The sequence below is a fragment of the Pseudomonas sp. FYR_5 genome (assembly GCF_043106315.1).
GTDB lineage: Bacteria > Pseudomonadota > Gammaproteobacteria > Pseudomonadales > Pseudomonadaceae > Aquipseudomonas > Aquipseudomonas putida_Y.
On record NZ_JBICMK010000087.1, the window covers coordinates 55584 to 70409 of the forward strand.

The 14826-nt window shown below is 63.1% G+C and carries 12 protein-coding genes; 7 read left to right on the plus strand and 5 right to left on the minus strand.

Going from position 1 to position 14826, the window contains the following annotated elements; translation table 11 throughout:
* Positions 1-135 precede the first annotated feature (135 nt).
* The 5 genes from ACF8RA_RS15210 to gatC form a co-directional block, all read right to left on the minus strand.
* Positions 136-1179 (minus strand): calcium/sodium antiporter, encoded by a 1044-nt coding sequence (locus ACF8RA_RS15210; RefSeq protein ID WP_176683760.1) that lies wholly within the window; start codon positions 1177-1179, stop codon positions 136-138.
* A gap of 60 nt (positions 1180-1239) precedes the next feature.
* Positions 1240-1614, minus strand: coding sequence for a septal ring lytic transglycosylase RlpA family protein (locus tag ACF8RA_RS15215; RefSeq protein ID WP_392487881.1), 375 nt, complete (start codon positions 1612-1614; stop codon positions 1240-1242).
* Between the two features lie 128 nt (positions 1615-1742).
* Complete coding sequence (gatB, locus tag ACF8RA_RS15220; protein WP_176683758.1) at positions 1743-3188, minus strand: Asp-tRNA(Asn)/Glu-tRNA(Gln) amidotransferase subunit GatB; 1446 nt, start codon at positions 3186-3188, stop codon at positions 1743-1745.
* A gap of 11 nt (positions 3189-3199) precedes the next feature.
* A complete protein-coding gene (gatA, locus tag ACF8RA_RS15225) occupies positions 3200-4651 on the minus strand; it encodes an Asp-tRNA(Asn)/Glu-tRNA(Gln) amidotransferase subunit GatA (protein WP_176683757.1) in 1452 nt (483 codons plus the stop codon).
* Positions 4652-4666: 15 nt separating this feature from the next.
* A complete protein-coding gene (gene gatC, locus ACF8RA_RS15230) occupies positions 4667-4954 on the minus strand; it encodes an Asp-tRNA(Asn)/Glu-tRNA(Gln) amidotransferase subunit GatC (protein ID WP_003255165.1) in 288 nt (95 codons plus the stop codon).
* Positions 4955-5159: 205 nt separating this feature from the next.
* Here gatC and mreB point away from each other — a divergent pair, with 205 nt between their 5' ends.
* The 7 genes from mreB to ACF8RA_RS15265 all read left to right on the plus strand — a co-directional run bounded on the left by mreB (position 5160) and on the right by ACF8RA_RS15265 (position 14824).
* On the plus strand, positions 5160-6197 hold the full coding sequence (gene mreB, locus ACF8RA_RS15235) for a rod shape-determining protein MreB (protein WP_003255163.1): 1038 nt from the start codon (positions 5160-5162) through the stop codon (positions 6195-6197).
* A gap of 166 nt (positions 6198-6363) precedes the next feature.
* On the plus strand, positions 6364-7416 hold the full coding sequence (gene mreC / locus ACF8RA_RS15240; RefSeq protein ID WP_176683826.1) for a rod shape-determining protein MreC: 1053 nt from the start codon (positions 6364-6366) through the stop codon (positions 7414-7416).
* Positions 7416-7904 carry a rod shape-determining protein MreD gene (gene mreD / locus ACF8RA_RS15245; protein ID WP_176683756.1) on the plus strand — a complete coding sequence of 163 codons (489 nt, stop codon included), beginning with the start codon at positions 7416-7418 and terminating at the stop codon, positions 7902-7904. Before mreC ends, mreD begins: the two co-directional genes overlap by 1 nt.
* A 32-nt stretch (positions 7905-7936) precedes the next feature.
* On the plus strand, positions 7937-8548 hold the full coding sequence (locus ACF8RA_RS15250) for a nucleoside triphosphate pyrophosphatase (RefSeq protein WP_176683755.1): 612 nt from the start codon (positions 7937-7939) through the stop codon (positions 8546-8548).
* A gap of 54 nt (positions 8549-8602) precedes the next feature.
* Complete coding sequence (gene rng / locus ACF8RA_RS15255; RefSeq protein ID WP_021781845.1) at positions 8603-10060, plus strand: ribonuclease G; 1458 nt, start codon at positions 8603-8605, stop codon at positions 10058-10060.
* Between the two features lie 82 nt (positions 10061-10142).
* Complete coding sequence (locus ACF8RA_RS15260; protein WP_392513848.1) at positions 10143-13964, plus strand: YhdP family protein; 3822 nt, start codon at positions 10143-10145, stop codon at positions 13962-13964.
* A gap of 8 nt (positions 13965-13972) precedes the next feature.
* Positions 13973-14824: a carbon-nitrogen hydrolase family protein gene (locus ACF8RA_RS15265; RefSeq protein ID WP_176683753.1), complete on the plus strand. Its 852-nt coding sequence runs from the start codon at positions 13973-13975 to the stop codon at positions 14822-14824.
* Positions 14825-14826 lie beyond the last annotated feature (2 nt).

Genomic DNA, 14826 nt, shown 5'->3' on the forward strand with positions numbered 1-14826 from the left:
CCGCCTTGTTTGTACGACGCGATATCGAGGCATGCGCCAAAGCGAAGCGCCGCGCGGGCGGCGCTCGATCTCACAGGCGATGAAAGCCTAAAGGCATGCGTCTGGCGGCCCTGACGCGTCCCCCTTCCATGCCCCTCAATGCTGCCTCCGCCAGGCGCGCACGGTGGTGTACAGCAACACTGTGGCGAGCACCGGCAGTACATAGAACAGCATCAAGCGCTCCAGGCGACCAGCCAGCGGCATACCCATGGTAAAAGCCGCCACATGCAGGCCGTAAGCCAGGTACAGGCAAAGAAACACCAGGCCTTCGGCGCGAGTGATGCGGTAACCGGAATAGAACACTGGCAGGCTCAGGACGGCAACGCCGAGCATTACAGGCAGATCGAAAGATAGCGCGTTAGGCGAAATCGACAGTGGCTCCGGGGTGATCAGTGCGGTGAGGCCCAGTACGGCCAGCAGGTTGAACAGGTTGCTGCCGATCACCGTGCCCACGGCGATCTCCCGTTCGCCACGCAAGGCGGCGATCAGCGCAGCGGCCAGTTCCGGCAGGGAGGTGCAGATGGCGACCACCGTCAGGCCGATGATGCGCTCGGACAGGCCCAGGTCGGTGGCCACCTCGATGGCAGCTTCCAGCAGCAAGTGGCCCGCCAGGCTCAGCAGGCCGAGGCCGACCAATACCTGCAACAGCGTACCTGACCAGAAGCGCCCGGCCCCGGACCTGGTGGCGTCCGGGGCCGGGTAGGTGCGTGCATAGTGGCGCGACTGATGCCAGAGCATTGCCAGGTAACCGGCCAGCCCCAGCAATAGCAGTGCCCCTTCAACCCTGCCCAGGCGGGCATTGGCGGACAGTGCATACACCAGTCCGCTGGCGACGATCATCAATGGAATGTCCAGACGCACCAGTTGGCGTGACACCCGCAGCGGAATGATCAGCGCGGCCAGGCCGAGAATGACCAGTACGTTGAAGATATTGCTGCCGATCACGCTGCCTACTGCCACATCCGGCGCGCCTTGGTAGGCAGCCTGCAGGCTTACGGTCAATTGTGGCGCGGTGCTGCCGAAGGCCACCAGGCTCAGGCCTATTATCAGCGGGCGAACGTGCAGGCGCTGCGCCAGGCGCAAAGCGGAGCGCACCAGTAGCTCGGCGCCGCCGACCAGCAACAGCAGGGCAACGCCCATTTGCAGCAGGCTAAAAGTGGGAAGGGTGGCCAGGTCGAAAATGGTCGGACTCCTGTCGCGTCAGTCGCTAAGCCCTTGTACCCGGACGCGCGCTGTTCCGCTACGGAGCATGCCGATTTTTTCTGCTGCTGCGCGAGACAGGTCAATCAGGCGGCCCCGGGTGTGCGGGCCACGGTCGTTGATGCGAACCACCACACTGCGCTGGTTGGCCATGTTGGTCACCAGTACTCGCGTGCCGAAAGGCAGGCTGCGGTGGGCGGCGGTAAGGCCGTGCTGGTTGAATGGTTCGCCACTGGCAGTGCGTTTGCCGTGGTGGCGCGACCCGTAATAGGACGCGGTACCCGTCCGGTCGTAACCGCGCGGGTCGATGTCATGGCTGGCGCAACCGGCCAGGAAAGAAAACAGGGCGAGAGTGCCGAGGGATCGTTTTAGCAAGTCAGGTGCTCTCCGGTGCGGCCATTCGCGGGTAAACCCGCCCCTACAGGTAAAGCGCAGGCTTGTGTAGGAGCGGTTTTAGCCGCGAACGAGGGCGAAGCCCTCGCAGCATTACAGGGGGAAAATCATCACCCTTCGAGCTTGGCCTTGAGCAATTGGTTCACCTGCCCCGGGTTGGCCTTGCCTTTGGAGGCTTTCATGGCCTGGCCGACGAAGAAGCCGAACATCTTGCCGCGCTTGGCCTCATCGGCTGCACGATACTGTTCGACCTGCTCGGCATTGGCTGCCAGCATTTCGTCGAGCATCTTGTCGATCGCACCTGTATCGGTAACCTGCTTCAGGCCTTTGCTCTCGATGATGCTGTCGGCATCGCCTTCACCGGCGGCCATGGCCTCGAACACGGTCTTGGCAATCTTGCCGCTGATGGTGTTGTCACGAATGCGCAGCAGCATGCCGCCCAGTTGCGCGGCACTGACCGGCGCCTGATCGATTTCGACACCCAGCTTGTTCAGCAGGCTACCCAGTTCGACCATGACCCAGTTGGCCGCCAGCTTGGCATCACCCCCGATTTTCACCACTTCTTCGAAGTAGTCCGCCTGTTCGCGGCTGGAAGCCAAGACGTTGGCATCGTAGGCCGACAGGCCGTACTGGCTCTGGAAACGCTCGACCTTCTGGGGTGGCAGCTCCGGCAGGCCGGCGCGGATGGTTTCGAGGAAGCTGTCCTCGATGACCACCGGCAGCAGGTCCGGATCGGGGAAGTAACGGTAGTCGTTGGCTTCCTCTTTGCTGCGCATGGAGCGGGTTTCGTCCTTGTTCGGGTCGTACAGGCGGGTTTCCTGCACCACTTTGCCACCGTCTTCGATCAGGTCGATCTGGCGCTGGATTTCGCTGTTGATCGCGCGCTCGATGAAACGGAACGAGTTGACGTTCTTGATTTCGCAGCGAGTGCCAAACTCGGTCTGGCCTTTCGGGCGGATCGATACGTTGCAGTCGCAGCGCAGCGAACCTTCGGCCATGTTGCCGTCGCAGATGCCCAGGTAGCGCACCAGCGCGTGGATCGCCTTGACGTAGGCGACGGCTTCCTTGGCGCTGCGCATGTCAGGCTCGGAGACGATTTCCAGCAGCGGGGTGCCGGCACGGTTCAGGTCGATGCCGGTGGAACCGCTGAAGTCTTCGTGAAGGCTCTTGCCGGCGTCCTCTTCCAGGTGCGCGCGGGTTACGCCGATGCGCTTGATGGTGCCGTCTTCCAGTGCGATGTCCAGGTGGCCCTTGCCGACGATCGGCAGGTCCATCTGGCTGATCTGGTAGCCCTTGGGCAGGTCCGGGTAGAAGTAGTTCTTGCGTGCGAACACGTTGCGCCTGCCGATCTCGGCATCGATGGCCAGGCCGAACATGCACGCCATGCGCACGGCTTCCTCGTTCAGCACCGGCAGTACGCCGGGCATGCCCAGGTCAACCAGGCTGGCCTGAGTATTCGGCTCGGAGCCAAAGGTGGTAGCGCTGCCGGAGAAGATCTTCGACTGGGTGGCGAGCTGAGTGTGAATTTCCAGCCCGATCACAACTTCCCATTGCATGTGTGAATTCCTCAGAAGCCGTTGGGGGCGCGGGTGTGCCAGTCGGTCACCTGTTGGTAGCGGTGCGCGACGTTGAGCAGGCGGCCTTCCTGGAAGTATGGCGCCAGCAGTTGCACGCCGACCGGCAGGCCGTCGACGAAGCCCGCAGGCATCGACAGGCCTGGCAGGCCTGCCAGGTTGGCGGTGATGGTGTAGACGTCTTCGAGATAGGCGGCAACCGGGTCGCTGCTCTTGGCGCCGAGCTTCCAGGCCGGGTTTGGCGTGGTCGGGCCGAGAATCAGGTCGACATCGTTGAAGGCGGCCATGAAGTCGTTCTTGATCAGGCGGCGGATTTGCTGCGCCTTCACGTAATAGGCGTCGTAGTAGCCGGCCGACAGGGCGTAGGTACCGACCATGATACGGCGCTGTACTTCAGCGCCGAAGCCTTCGCCGCGTGAGCGCTTGTAGAGGTCGGTGAGGTCTTTCGGCTCTTCGCAGCGGTAGCCGAAGCGTACGCCGTCGAAACGCGACAGGTTGGAAGAGGCTTCGGCCGGGGCGATCACGTAGTAGGCCGGAATGGCATGCTGCATGTTCGGCAGGCTGATTTCCTTGACCACTGCGCCGAGCTTTTCCAGCTCTTTGACGCTGGCCTGGACCAGGTCGGCGATGCGTGGGTCGAGACCGGCGCCGAAGTACTCTTTCGGCAGGCCGATGCGCAGGCCCTGAAGTGAAGCGTTCAGGTTGGCGCTGTAGTCCGGCACCGGCTCTTCGATGCTGGTGGAGTCCTTGGCGTCGAAACCGGCCATGCCTTGCAGCAGCAGCGCGCAGTCTTCGGCGGTGCGGGCCAGCGGGCCGCCCTGGTCGAGGCTGGAGGCGTAGGCGATCATGCCCCAGCGTGACACACGACCGTACGTCGGCTTGAGGCCGGTGAGGTTGGTCAGTGCCGCGGGCTGGCGGATCGAGCCGCCGGTGTCGGTGCCCGTGGTGGCGGGCAGCAGGCGCGCGGCCACTGCAGCGGCCGAACCACCGGATGAGCCGCCTGGCACGTGCTCGAGGTTCCACGGGTTCTTCACCGCGCCGTAATGGCTGGATTCGTTGGCCGAACCCATGGCGAACTCGTCCATGTTGGTCTTGCCCAAGGTGACCATGCCGGCTTCGGCCAGCTTGGCGACCACGGTGGCGTCATAGGGCGCCTTGAAGTTGTCGAGCATCTTCGAGCCGCAGCTGGTGCGTACGCCGTTGGTACAGAACAGGTCTTTGTGGGCGATCGGTGCACCCAGCAGCGCGCCGGTTTCGCCAGCGGCGCGACGGGCATCGGCGGCACGCGCCTGGCCCAGGGCCAGGTCGTCGGTGATGCTGATGAAGCTGTTGATCTGAGGGTCGAGCTGTTTGATGCGCGCCAGTAGCGCGCCGGTCAGCTCTTCGGAAGAAAACGATTTGTCGGCGAGTCCGCGGGCGATCTCGGCCAGGGTCAATTGATGCATGGCAGGCTCTATCCCTTACTCGATGACTTTGGGAACCAGGTACAGACCGCTTTCGGTCGACGGCGCAATGGCCTGGTAGGCGTCGCGCTGGTTGCTTTCGGTGACTTGGTCGGGACGCAGGCGCTGGCTGGCCTCCAGCGGGTGGGCCAGGGGCTCGATGCCAGTGGTATCGACCGCTTGCATCTGGTCGACCAGGCCGAGAATGCTGTTCAGGGCGTCAGTAATGCGTGGCAGTTCGCCATCATTCAGGCCCAGGCGGGCCAGATGGGCGATCTTTTCCACGTCGCAGCGTTCAAGCGCCATGAGGATCTCCAAGGGAAACAAAGAACGGAATTTGGGTCCGCAGTGAGGAACATGTCAGCTTTCTGGCGGTCTAACGGCCGCGAAATTCTGCTGGCGTGCTCGGAAAAACAGCCAATTTAACATATTGGCTCCTTGCCCAAAATCCCTGCCATTGTTAGAGTTTGCCGCACTTTTTTACCCACGCTTTCCCCAGGGTCACTTTCCCATGTTCAAGAAACTGCGTGGCATGTTTTCCAGCGATCTTTCGATCGACCTGGGTACTGCCAACACCCTTATTTACGTGCGTGAGCGCGGTATCGTCCTGAATGAACCCTCGGTTGTTGCCATCCGTACCCATGGCAACCAGAAAAGCGTCGTCGCCGTCGGTACCGAAGCCAAACGCATGCTGGGCCGTACGCCTGGCAACATTGCAGCCATTCGTCCGATGAAGGACGGCGTCATCGCCGACTTCAGCGTCTGCGAAAAAATGTTGCAATATTTTATCAACAAGGTTCACGAGAACAGCTTCCTGCAGCCAAGCCCGCGCGTGCTGATCTGCGTGCCGTGCAAGTCGACCCAGGTAGAGCGCCGCGCCATCCGCGAGTCGGCCCTCGGTGCGGGGGCCCGTGAAGTGTTCCTGATCGAAGAGCCGATGGCCGCTGCCATCGGTGCAGGCCTGCCGGTTGAAGAGGCCCGCGGTTCGATGGTCGTCGATATCGGTGGTGGTACCACTGAAATCGCCCTGATCTCGCTGAACGGCGTGGTCTATGCCGAGTCCGTCCGTGTGGGCGGTGACCGCTTCGATGAAGCCATCGTGACCTACGTGCGCCGCAACTACGGCAGCTTGATCGGCGAATCCACCGCCGAGCGTATCAAGCAGGAAATCGGTACTGCCTACCCAGGTGGTGAAGTACGTGAAGTCGACGTGCGTGGCCGCAACCTGGCCGAAGGTGTGCCGCGTGCCTTCACCCTGAACTCCAACGAAGTGCTCGAAGCGCTGCAGGAATCGCTGGCGACCATCGTCCAGGCGGTCAAGAGCGCCCTTGAGCAATCGCCGCCCGAGCTTGCTTCGGACATCGCCGAGCGCGGCCTGGTGCTGACCGGTGGTGGTGCGCTGCTGCGTGACCTCGACAAACTGCTGGCCCAGGAAACCGGCTTGCCGGTAATCGTTGCCGAGGACCCGCTGACCTGCGTCGCCCGTGGCGGCGGTCGCGCCCTGGAAATGATGGACAAGCACGCGATGGACCTGCTCTCCAGCGAGTGATCCCGCTCGCTGTTCACGAGCGCCCGGTTTACAGGTAGTACACACAGTGCTACCTGTATGTGCTGCGCTGGTGCCCGTTTGGGGCACCGTATCCGTCAACCCGCAACCAGGCTGGTGCGTTGTTCCATGTCCAATGACCTCCTGAGTCGTCCACGAGGAACGGCCCATTAAACCGCTTTTCTCCAAGGGCCCTTCGCTGGGCGTTCGCCTCCTCGTTCTTGTGGTGATGTCGGTCGCGTTGATGGTTGTCGACGCGCGCTTCGACGTGCTCAAACCCGTGCGCAGCCAGATGGGCCTGGTGCTGATGGAATCGTACTGGATCACCGATTTGCCGCAGCGTGCCTGGCAAGGTGTGGCCGGCCAGTTCGGTAGCCGCACCGAGCTGATTGCCGAAAACGAGAAGCTCAAGACCGAAGCCCTGCTGCTGCAGGGGCGCCTGCAGAAGCTGGCAGCCCTGACCGAGCAGAACGTGCGGCTGCGCGAGTTGCTCAACTCTTCGGCGCTGGTCAACGAAAAGGTTGAAGTGGCCGAGCTGATCGGTGTCGACCCCAACCCGTTTACCCACCGCATTCTGATCAACAAGGGTGAACGTGATGGTGTGTTCCTGGGCCAGCCGGTGCTCGATGCCCGCGGCCTGATGGGCCAGGTCGTAGAGTTGATGCCCTACACCGCGCGGGTACTGTTGCTGACCGATACCACCCACAGCATTCCGGTGCAGGTCAACCGCAACGGTCTGCGTGCCATCGCCAGCGGCACTGGCAACCCGGAACGCCTGGAGTTGCGCCATGTGGCCGACACTGCCGACATCAAGGAAGGCGACCTGCTGGTCAGTTCCGGCATGGGGCAGCGCTTTCCTGCCGGCTACCCGGTGGCCACGGTCAACGAAGTGATCCACGATTCCGGCCAGCCCTTTGCCATCGTTCGTGCCATCCCTACCGCCGCACTCAACCGCAGCCGCTATATGCTGCTGGTGTTCAGTGACCGACGTAGCCCGGAGCAGCGCGCCACCGATGCCGCCATTGCCCAGGAAGAGGCTGATCGCAAGGGCGCTGCACCTGCTGGCCATCCGACCGCTACCAGTGATCAGGTCGCACCCGCCGCTGGCACGCCTGCCGCGTCGGTCACACCGGCAGCACCGGCCACTCCGGTCGCGCAGCCAGCAGTCCCGTCTGCTGCACCTGCCACGCCGGCCGCACCCGCTCAACTCCGGAGGCAATGATGGCTGCATCACGCCGCAATAACGGCTGGATCATCTGGCTTACTTTCGCCATCGGCCTGCTGCTCAGCGTTTCCCCCATGCCGCAGTTCATGGAGGTGTTCCGGCCCATGTGGCTGGCCTTGCTGGTGTCGTTCTGGACCCTTGCCGTGCCGAACAAAGTCGGCATGACCACGGCGTTCGTGTTGGGCCTGGCCGAGGACGTGCTGTATGGCACCCTGTTGGGGCAGAATGCGCTGGTTCTTACCTTCATCACCTTTCTGGTGCTGTCCCTGCAGCAGCGTCTGCGCATGTTCCCCATGTGGCAGCAAAGCCTGGTCATTCTGGTGATCTTTGGTATCGCCCAGTTGATCCAGTTGTGGCTCAGCGCACTGACCGGCAACCGCCTACCCACCCTGGCGCTGGTCTGGTCGGCGGTGATCAGTGCCTTGCTCTGGCCGTGGATCAGCTTTGCCTTGCGCGACCTGCGTCGACGCTTGCATATCAACTGACGGCAACGCGCCGCTGACAGGGAGATGTCTGAATGACCCCGTTATACCTGGCTTCCGGCTCGCCCCGTCGTCGTGAACTGCTGACGCAGATCGGCGTGCCGTTCATCGTCATCAGCGCCCCCGTCGATGAAACTCCGCTACCCAGCGAAAGCGCCCCTGCCTACGTCGAACGCCTGGCCCGGGCAAAGGCTGCCGCCGGCCTGGCCAGCATCGATGGCCCGGCTGTAGTGCTCGGCGCTGACACCGCAGTGGTACTCGATGGTCGTATTCTCGGCAAGCCGGAAAACCGCGAAGATGCCTTGGCCATGCTGGCTGACCTGTCAGGCCGTGAGCATCAGGTGCTGACCGCTGTCGCTCTGGACGATGGCCAGCGGGTGCACAGTTTTTGCGTTACCAGCAAGGTGCGCTTTCGCGCCATCGGCACCGATGAAGCGCAACGCTATTGGGCCAGCGGCGAGCCAGCAGACAAGGCTGGCAGCTATGCCGTGCAGGGGCTGGGTGCGGTTTTCGTCACCGGCCTTTCCGGCAGCTACTCGGCGGTGGTCGGCTTGCCGCTCTGTGAAACGGCCGATTTGCTTGGCCAGTTCGGCATCGCCTGCTGGCAATCGCTCGCGCATACGCCAGAGGTAACAAACCCGCAGTAGCCAGCAGTGCATACGCCATCCATCATAAGAAAGAACCTTTGACGAGAGCCTGCCATGAGTGAAGAGATCCTGATCAACATCACCCCGATGGAGTCACGTGTGGCGGTGGTGGAAAACGGGGTGCTGCAGGAAGTGCACGTCGAGCGCACCCAGCGCCGTGGCATCGTCGGCAATATCTACAAGGGCAAGGTGGTGCGTGTGCTGCCAGGCATGCAGGCGGCCTTCGTCGACATCGGCCTTGAGCGCGCTGCATTTATCCATGCCTCGGAGATCTCCCAGCGTGAAGGCTCGGCGGTAGAGAACATCACCGCACTGGTACATGAAGGCCAGGCTCTGGTGGTGCAGGTGACCAAGGACCCGATCGGCACCAAGGGGGCGCGCCTGACCACCCAGCTATCGATTCCGTCGCGCTACCTGGTGTACATGCCACGCAGCAGTCATGTCGGTATCTCGCTGAAAATCGAGGACGAAGCCGAGCGTGATCGCCTCAAACAGGTGGTCAGCGACTGCATGGATAGCGAGAACATCAAGGATGCCGGCGGCTTCATCCTGCGCACCGCCGCCGAAGGCGCGCGTGCCGAGGAGATCTTGCAGGACATTCGCTACCTGCGCCGCCTGTGGGAGCAGATTGGCACCCAGATCAAGACCTGTGGCGCGCCCACGGTCATTTATGAAGACCTTGGCCTGGCCCTGCGTACCCTGCGTGACCTGGTCAACCCGAAGATCGAGAAGATCCGCATCGACTCGCGGGAAACCTTCCAGAAGACCACGCAGTTCGTCGGCGAGCTGATGCCGGAAATAGCCGACCGCCTCGAACATTACCCGGGCGAGCGCCCTATCTTTGACCTGTACGGCGTCGAAGACGAGATCCAGCGGGCCCTGGAGCGCAAGGTGCCGTTGAAGTCCGGCGGTTACCTGGTGGTCGACCCGGCCGAAGCGATGACCACCATCGACGTCAACACCGGGGCTTTCGTCGGCCATCGCAACCTCGAAGAAACCATCTTCAAGACCAACCTCGAGGCCGCTACCGCCATCGCCAGGCAACTGCGCCTACGCAACATTGGCGGCATCATCATCATCGACTTCATCGACATGGAAGACGAAGATCACCAGCGCCAGGTTCTGCGTACCCTGGAAAAACAGCTGGAGCGCGATCACGCCAAGACCAACATCATCGGCATCACCGAACTGGGCCTGGTGCAGATGACCCGCAAGCGCACGCGGGAAAGCCTGGAGCAGGTGCTGTGCGAGCCGTGCCTGGCCTGTCAGGGCCGCGGCAAGCTGAAAACGCCCGAGACCATCTGCTACGAAATATTCCGCGAGATCCTGCGTGAGGCCCGCGCCTATCAGGCCGAAGGCTACCGTGTGCTGGCCAACCAGAAGGTGGTCGACCGCCTGCTGGATGAGGAGTCAGGCAACGTGGCGGAACTGGAAGCCTTCATCGGTCGAACCATTCGCTTCCAGGTCGAGTCGATGTATTCGCAGGAACAGTACGACGTGGTGCTGCTCTGAGGCCTTCTGAAACACGCCACGGTATCGTCGGGCTGGTAAAACCGGCACTACGGGCCATCATGGATAAACGACTTGGAGGGCCATGGCCATGGGACGTCTGAACCGCGTTCTTGTCGCTCTGACCCGCTGGGGGTTGGGCATTTGTGCCCTGCTGGCCGTATTGGTGGCGCTGTATGTCAGCCTTGGCCGTGAACTGGTGCCGCTGGTCGCCGAGTACCGTGCCGACTTAGAAAGCAAGGCCGAGCAGGCGCTGGGCCTGCCCGTGCATGTCGGTGCCCTGGAAGGGCACTGGAGCGGGTTGGCCCCCGTGCTGCGGGTGCGCGACCTGCAACTGGGCGAAGGCACCAAGGCGCTGCGGCTTGACGACGTCATGGTAGTGCCCGACATCTGGGCCAGCCTCACCGCCCGTGAAGTGCGCCTGGCGCGCATTCAGCTGGGCGGGCTGCAACTGATCCTTCGCGAGAACGAGCAGGGCGCCTGGAGCCTGGAGGGCCTGCCGAAGAAGGACGACGCGCCGCTGGACCCTGCCGACTTGCTGCAGCGCCTGCGGCAGTTGGGGCGCATCGATGTATTCGACAGTCTGGTCACCCTGCACCCCTGGCAGCGCGACCCGCTGACCCTGACTTATGTGAGTGCTGGCCTGCAGGCCGGTGCCACACGTCAGGCATTGGACTTGCGCGCGACCCTGCCTGATGGCCAGCCCCTGGCGCTGAGCCTGAACAGCCGTATGTCGGCCGAGGCTTGGCGTGATGGCGAGGTACAAGCCTATGTGAGCCTGCCGCAAAGTGACTGGGCACATTGGTTGCCACCCAGGGTGTTGGGGCAGTGGCATGCGGATACCCTGCGGGCGGGCGGTGAGTTCTGGATCGGCTGGGGCAAGGGGCAGTTGCAACGGGCCGTCGTAAGGCTCAATGCACCCAGGCTGCAGGGGGCCTATGCCGGGCGCAAGGCTGCCGACCTGAATAACCTCGCTTTGGGCGCCTGGTTCCAGCGCCGGGAGCAAGGCTTCGATGTGGTCGTCGACTCGTTGGCCATGGACCTCGGCAAGGCCCGCTGGGAGTCTCACCTGCAGTTGCAGCAGCGCCCTGGCCAGAACGCAGCCGATGAAAGCTGGCAGTTACAGGCCGACCGCCTCGACCTCACTCCGCTGACTCCGCTGATCGACGCCCTGGCACCATTGCCGGACAAGGTGAAGGATGTGGTCGATGGCTTGAAGGTGACCGGTGCGTTGCGCAATGTGCGCCTCGAGGTCAGGCCCAAGGCCGAGGGTGACCAGCGCCTGCAGTTCGCGGCCAACCTGGAGAAGGTAGGCTTCGATGCTTATTACAACGCTCCGGCGGCCGGTAACGTCAGTGGCAGCATCAACGGTGACCTGGGCCACGGCGAGCTGCGCCTGGATACCGATGCGTTCATGCTGCATCTGTACCCGATCTTCGCCAAGCCCTGGCACTACCAGAAGGCGAATGCGCGCCTGACCTGGACCTTGGACAAAGACGGTTTCACCCTGATTGCGCCCTATCTCAAGGTGCTGGGCGAAGAGGGCAAGATCGCCGGCGACTTCCTGATTCGCCTGTTCTTCGAGGAAGGCCGCGAGGACTACATGGACCTGCGCGTCGGCCTGACCGAAGGCGATGGCCGCTATACCGCCAAGTATCTGCCCGAAGTGCTCAGCCCGGCCCTCGACGAATGGCTGCGCAGCGCGATCATCAAAGGTGCTGTGGACCAGGGCTACTTCCAGTATCAGGGCTCGCTGAACCATGGCGCAGCGCCGGAGGCGCGCAGCATCAGCCTGTTCTTCAAGGTGCATGACGCCGCCCTGGACTTCCAGCCCGGTTGGCCACAGGTGCAGCATGTGGATGGCGATGTGTTCATCGAGGACAGTGGCGTGCGCATCTTGGCCCGGCGAGGCGTGCTGCTCGACACCAAGGTCAGTGATGTAACAGTGGATATCCCGCATGTCGACGGTGACCAGCACAGTCACCTTTACCTGGACGGCGACTTCGACGGTAGCCTGGGTGATGGCCTGAAGATTCTCAAGGAGGCGCCCATCGGCACTGGTGAAATTTTCGCCGGCTGGGAAGGTGAGGGGCCGCTGAAGGGCAAGGTCAAGCTCGATATCCCGCTGGCCCATGGGCAGCGCCCAAAAGTGCAGGTGGACTTCGCCACCAGCGATGCGCGCCTGAAAGTTGCTCCGCCCAGCCTGGAGTTGAGCCGCCTGAAGGGAGACTTCAGCTTCGATTTCGACAAGGGCCTGAGTGGCAAAGGCATCAGCCTACAGGCCTTCGGCAAGCCGGTAACGGCTCGAATAACCGCTGAAGGTCAGGCTGGGCAGATGCAGACCCGCATCAATGCCAATGGCCAGGTATCGCTCAAGACGCTGACTGACTGGCTGCAATTCAACCAGGCTTTGCCGGCATCCGGTGACCTGCCGTATCAGTTGCAACTCAGTCTGGGGAGCCGGGACAACCACCTGAGTGTCACTTCCAGCCTCAAGGGCCTGGCCATCGACCTGCCGGCTCCGTTTGGCAAAGCGGCGGCAGATACCCGTGACAGCCGTTTCGACATGAGCCTTCAGGGACCGGAGCGGCAATTCGATGCCGCCTACGCCGACCTTGCCCGCTTCGCCTATGCCGCACCGGCCGAGAAGTTGACTCAGGGCCGTGGCGAGCTAGTGCTGGGCACAGGCGACGCCCGGGTACCTGCCAGCCAAGGGCTGAGGGTGCGCGGGCGACTGGAGACGCTGGACCTGGCCCCCTGGCAGGAACAGGCTGCCCGGCTGGCTGGCGACGACCCGGGTGGCAGCGCGCGGCAGAACTTGCAAAGCGTCGACCTGAGCATAGGCCAGTTGAAAGCCTTCGGCATGGATCTGAACCAGGCCGTGGTTCGCCTGGCCCGGGCCGGCCCGGCCTGGGATTTGCGCCTCGACAGCAAGGAAGTCATCGGTAACGCACGCGTTCCGGATGCCAAGGGCGTGCCCATGGCCGTGCGCATGCAGACCTTGCGCCTGCCTGCCGCCAGCGCCGCTGAGCAGCAGGCTGAAGACGGCCCCGACCCGCTGGCCTCGTTCGATCCGCGCAAAGTCCCGGCACTGGACCTGAGCATCGACAAGCTCTATCGCGGTGACGATCTTTACGGCAGCGCCTCGATCAAGCTGCGGCCGACCGCACGTGGCGTTAAAGCCAGTGATATCGACCTCGATCTGAAGGGGTTGCGCATCGATGGCGGCGGTGGCTGGGAAGGTGAAACGGGCAAAACCAGCAGTTGGTACAAAGGGCGCCTTGACGGCAAGAATCTGGCGGATGTGCTCAAGGCCTGGGGCTTTGCCCCGACTGTGACCAGCCGCGACTTCCGCCTGGATGTGGATGGCCGCTGGCCGGGCTCGCCCGCCGCGGTGGGCCTGAAACGCTTCTCGGGCAGCATGGATGCGGCGCTGCGCAGCGGCCAGTTCGTCGAGGTCGAAGGCAGCGCACAAGCACTGCGGGTGTTCGGCCTGCTCAACTTCAACTCGATTGGCCGGCGCCTGCGTCTGGACTTTTCCGACCTGTTTGACAAGGGCCTGGCCTATGACCGGGTCAAGGGCTTGCTGGTGGCCAGTAGTGGCGTGTACGTGACCCGCAATCCGATTACCGTGACCGGCCCGTCGAGCAACTTCGAGCTCGACGGCACGCTGGACATGGTCAGCGACCGGGTCGATGCTGACTTGCAGGTGAGCCTGCCGGTGACCAACAACCTGCCGCTGGCAGCGTTGATCGTCGGCGCGCCGGCTGTGGGCGGTGCGCTGTTCCTGGTCGATCGGCTGATCGGTGACCGCGTGTCACGCTTTGCCAGCGTGCACTACCGTGTCGAAGGGCCGTGGAAAGAGCCTAGAATCACATTTGTGAAACCTTTCGAGAAATCCCGCTAGGAGTACCCATGAAGGCAGCGGTAATCCAGATGGTCAGCCAGGACGACGTGCAGGCCAACCTGCAGCGTGCCGGTGCCCTGTTGGAGCAGGCCGCGTTGGGCGGCGCGCGGTTGGCGGTGCTGCCAGAGAACTTTGCCGCCATGGGGCGCAAGGACGCTGCTGCCATCGGCCGTGCCGAGGCTTTGGGGCAAGGGCCCATTCTGCCATGGTTGAAACGCACCGCCCGCGACCTCAAGTTATGGATTGTTGCCGGTACTTTGCCCTTGCCACCGGCCGGCCAGCCCGATGCCAAGGCCCATGCGTGCTCGTTGCTGATCGATGAACACGGCGAGGTGGCGGCACGGTATGACAAGCTGCACCTGTTTGACGTGGACGTAGCCGACAACCGGGGCCGTTACCGCGAGTCGGATGACTACGCACAGGGTGCTCAGGTAGTGGTGGCTGATACGCCGGTCGGGCGGCTGGGGCTGAGCGTGTGTTACGACCTGCGCTTTCCCGAACTGTACAGCGCGCTGCGCGCTGCCGGCGCGGAGCTGATCACCGCACCGGCAGCTTTTACTGCAGTGACCGGCGCAGCACACTGGGAGGTGCTGGTGCGTGCCCGGGCCATCGAAACCCAGTGTTACCTGCTGGCTGCGGCACAGGGCGGCGCCCACCCCGGTCCACGGGAAACCCATGGTCATGCGGCGATCGTCGACCCTTGGGGGCGCATTCTCGCAGAACAGGCGCAAGGTGAAGCGGTACTGCTTGCCGAGCGCGACATTGAAGAACAAGCGTCCATTCGGGCGCGCATGCCGGTGGTATCGCACCGGCGCTTTTTTTCGCAGGGCGCGTTGCGGCCTGCGCATACCTCGGAGTGACT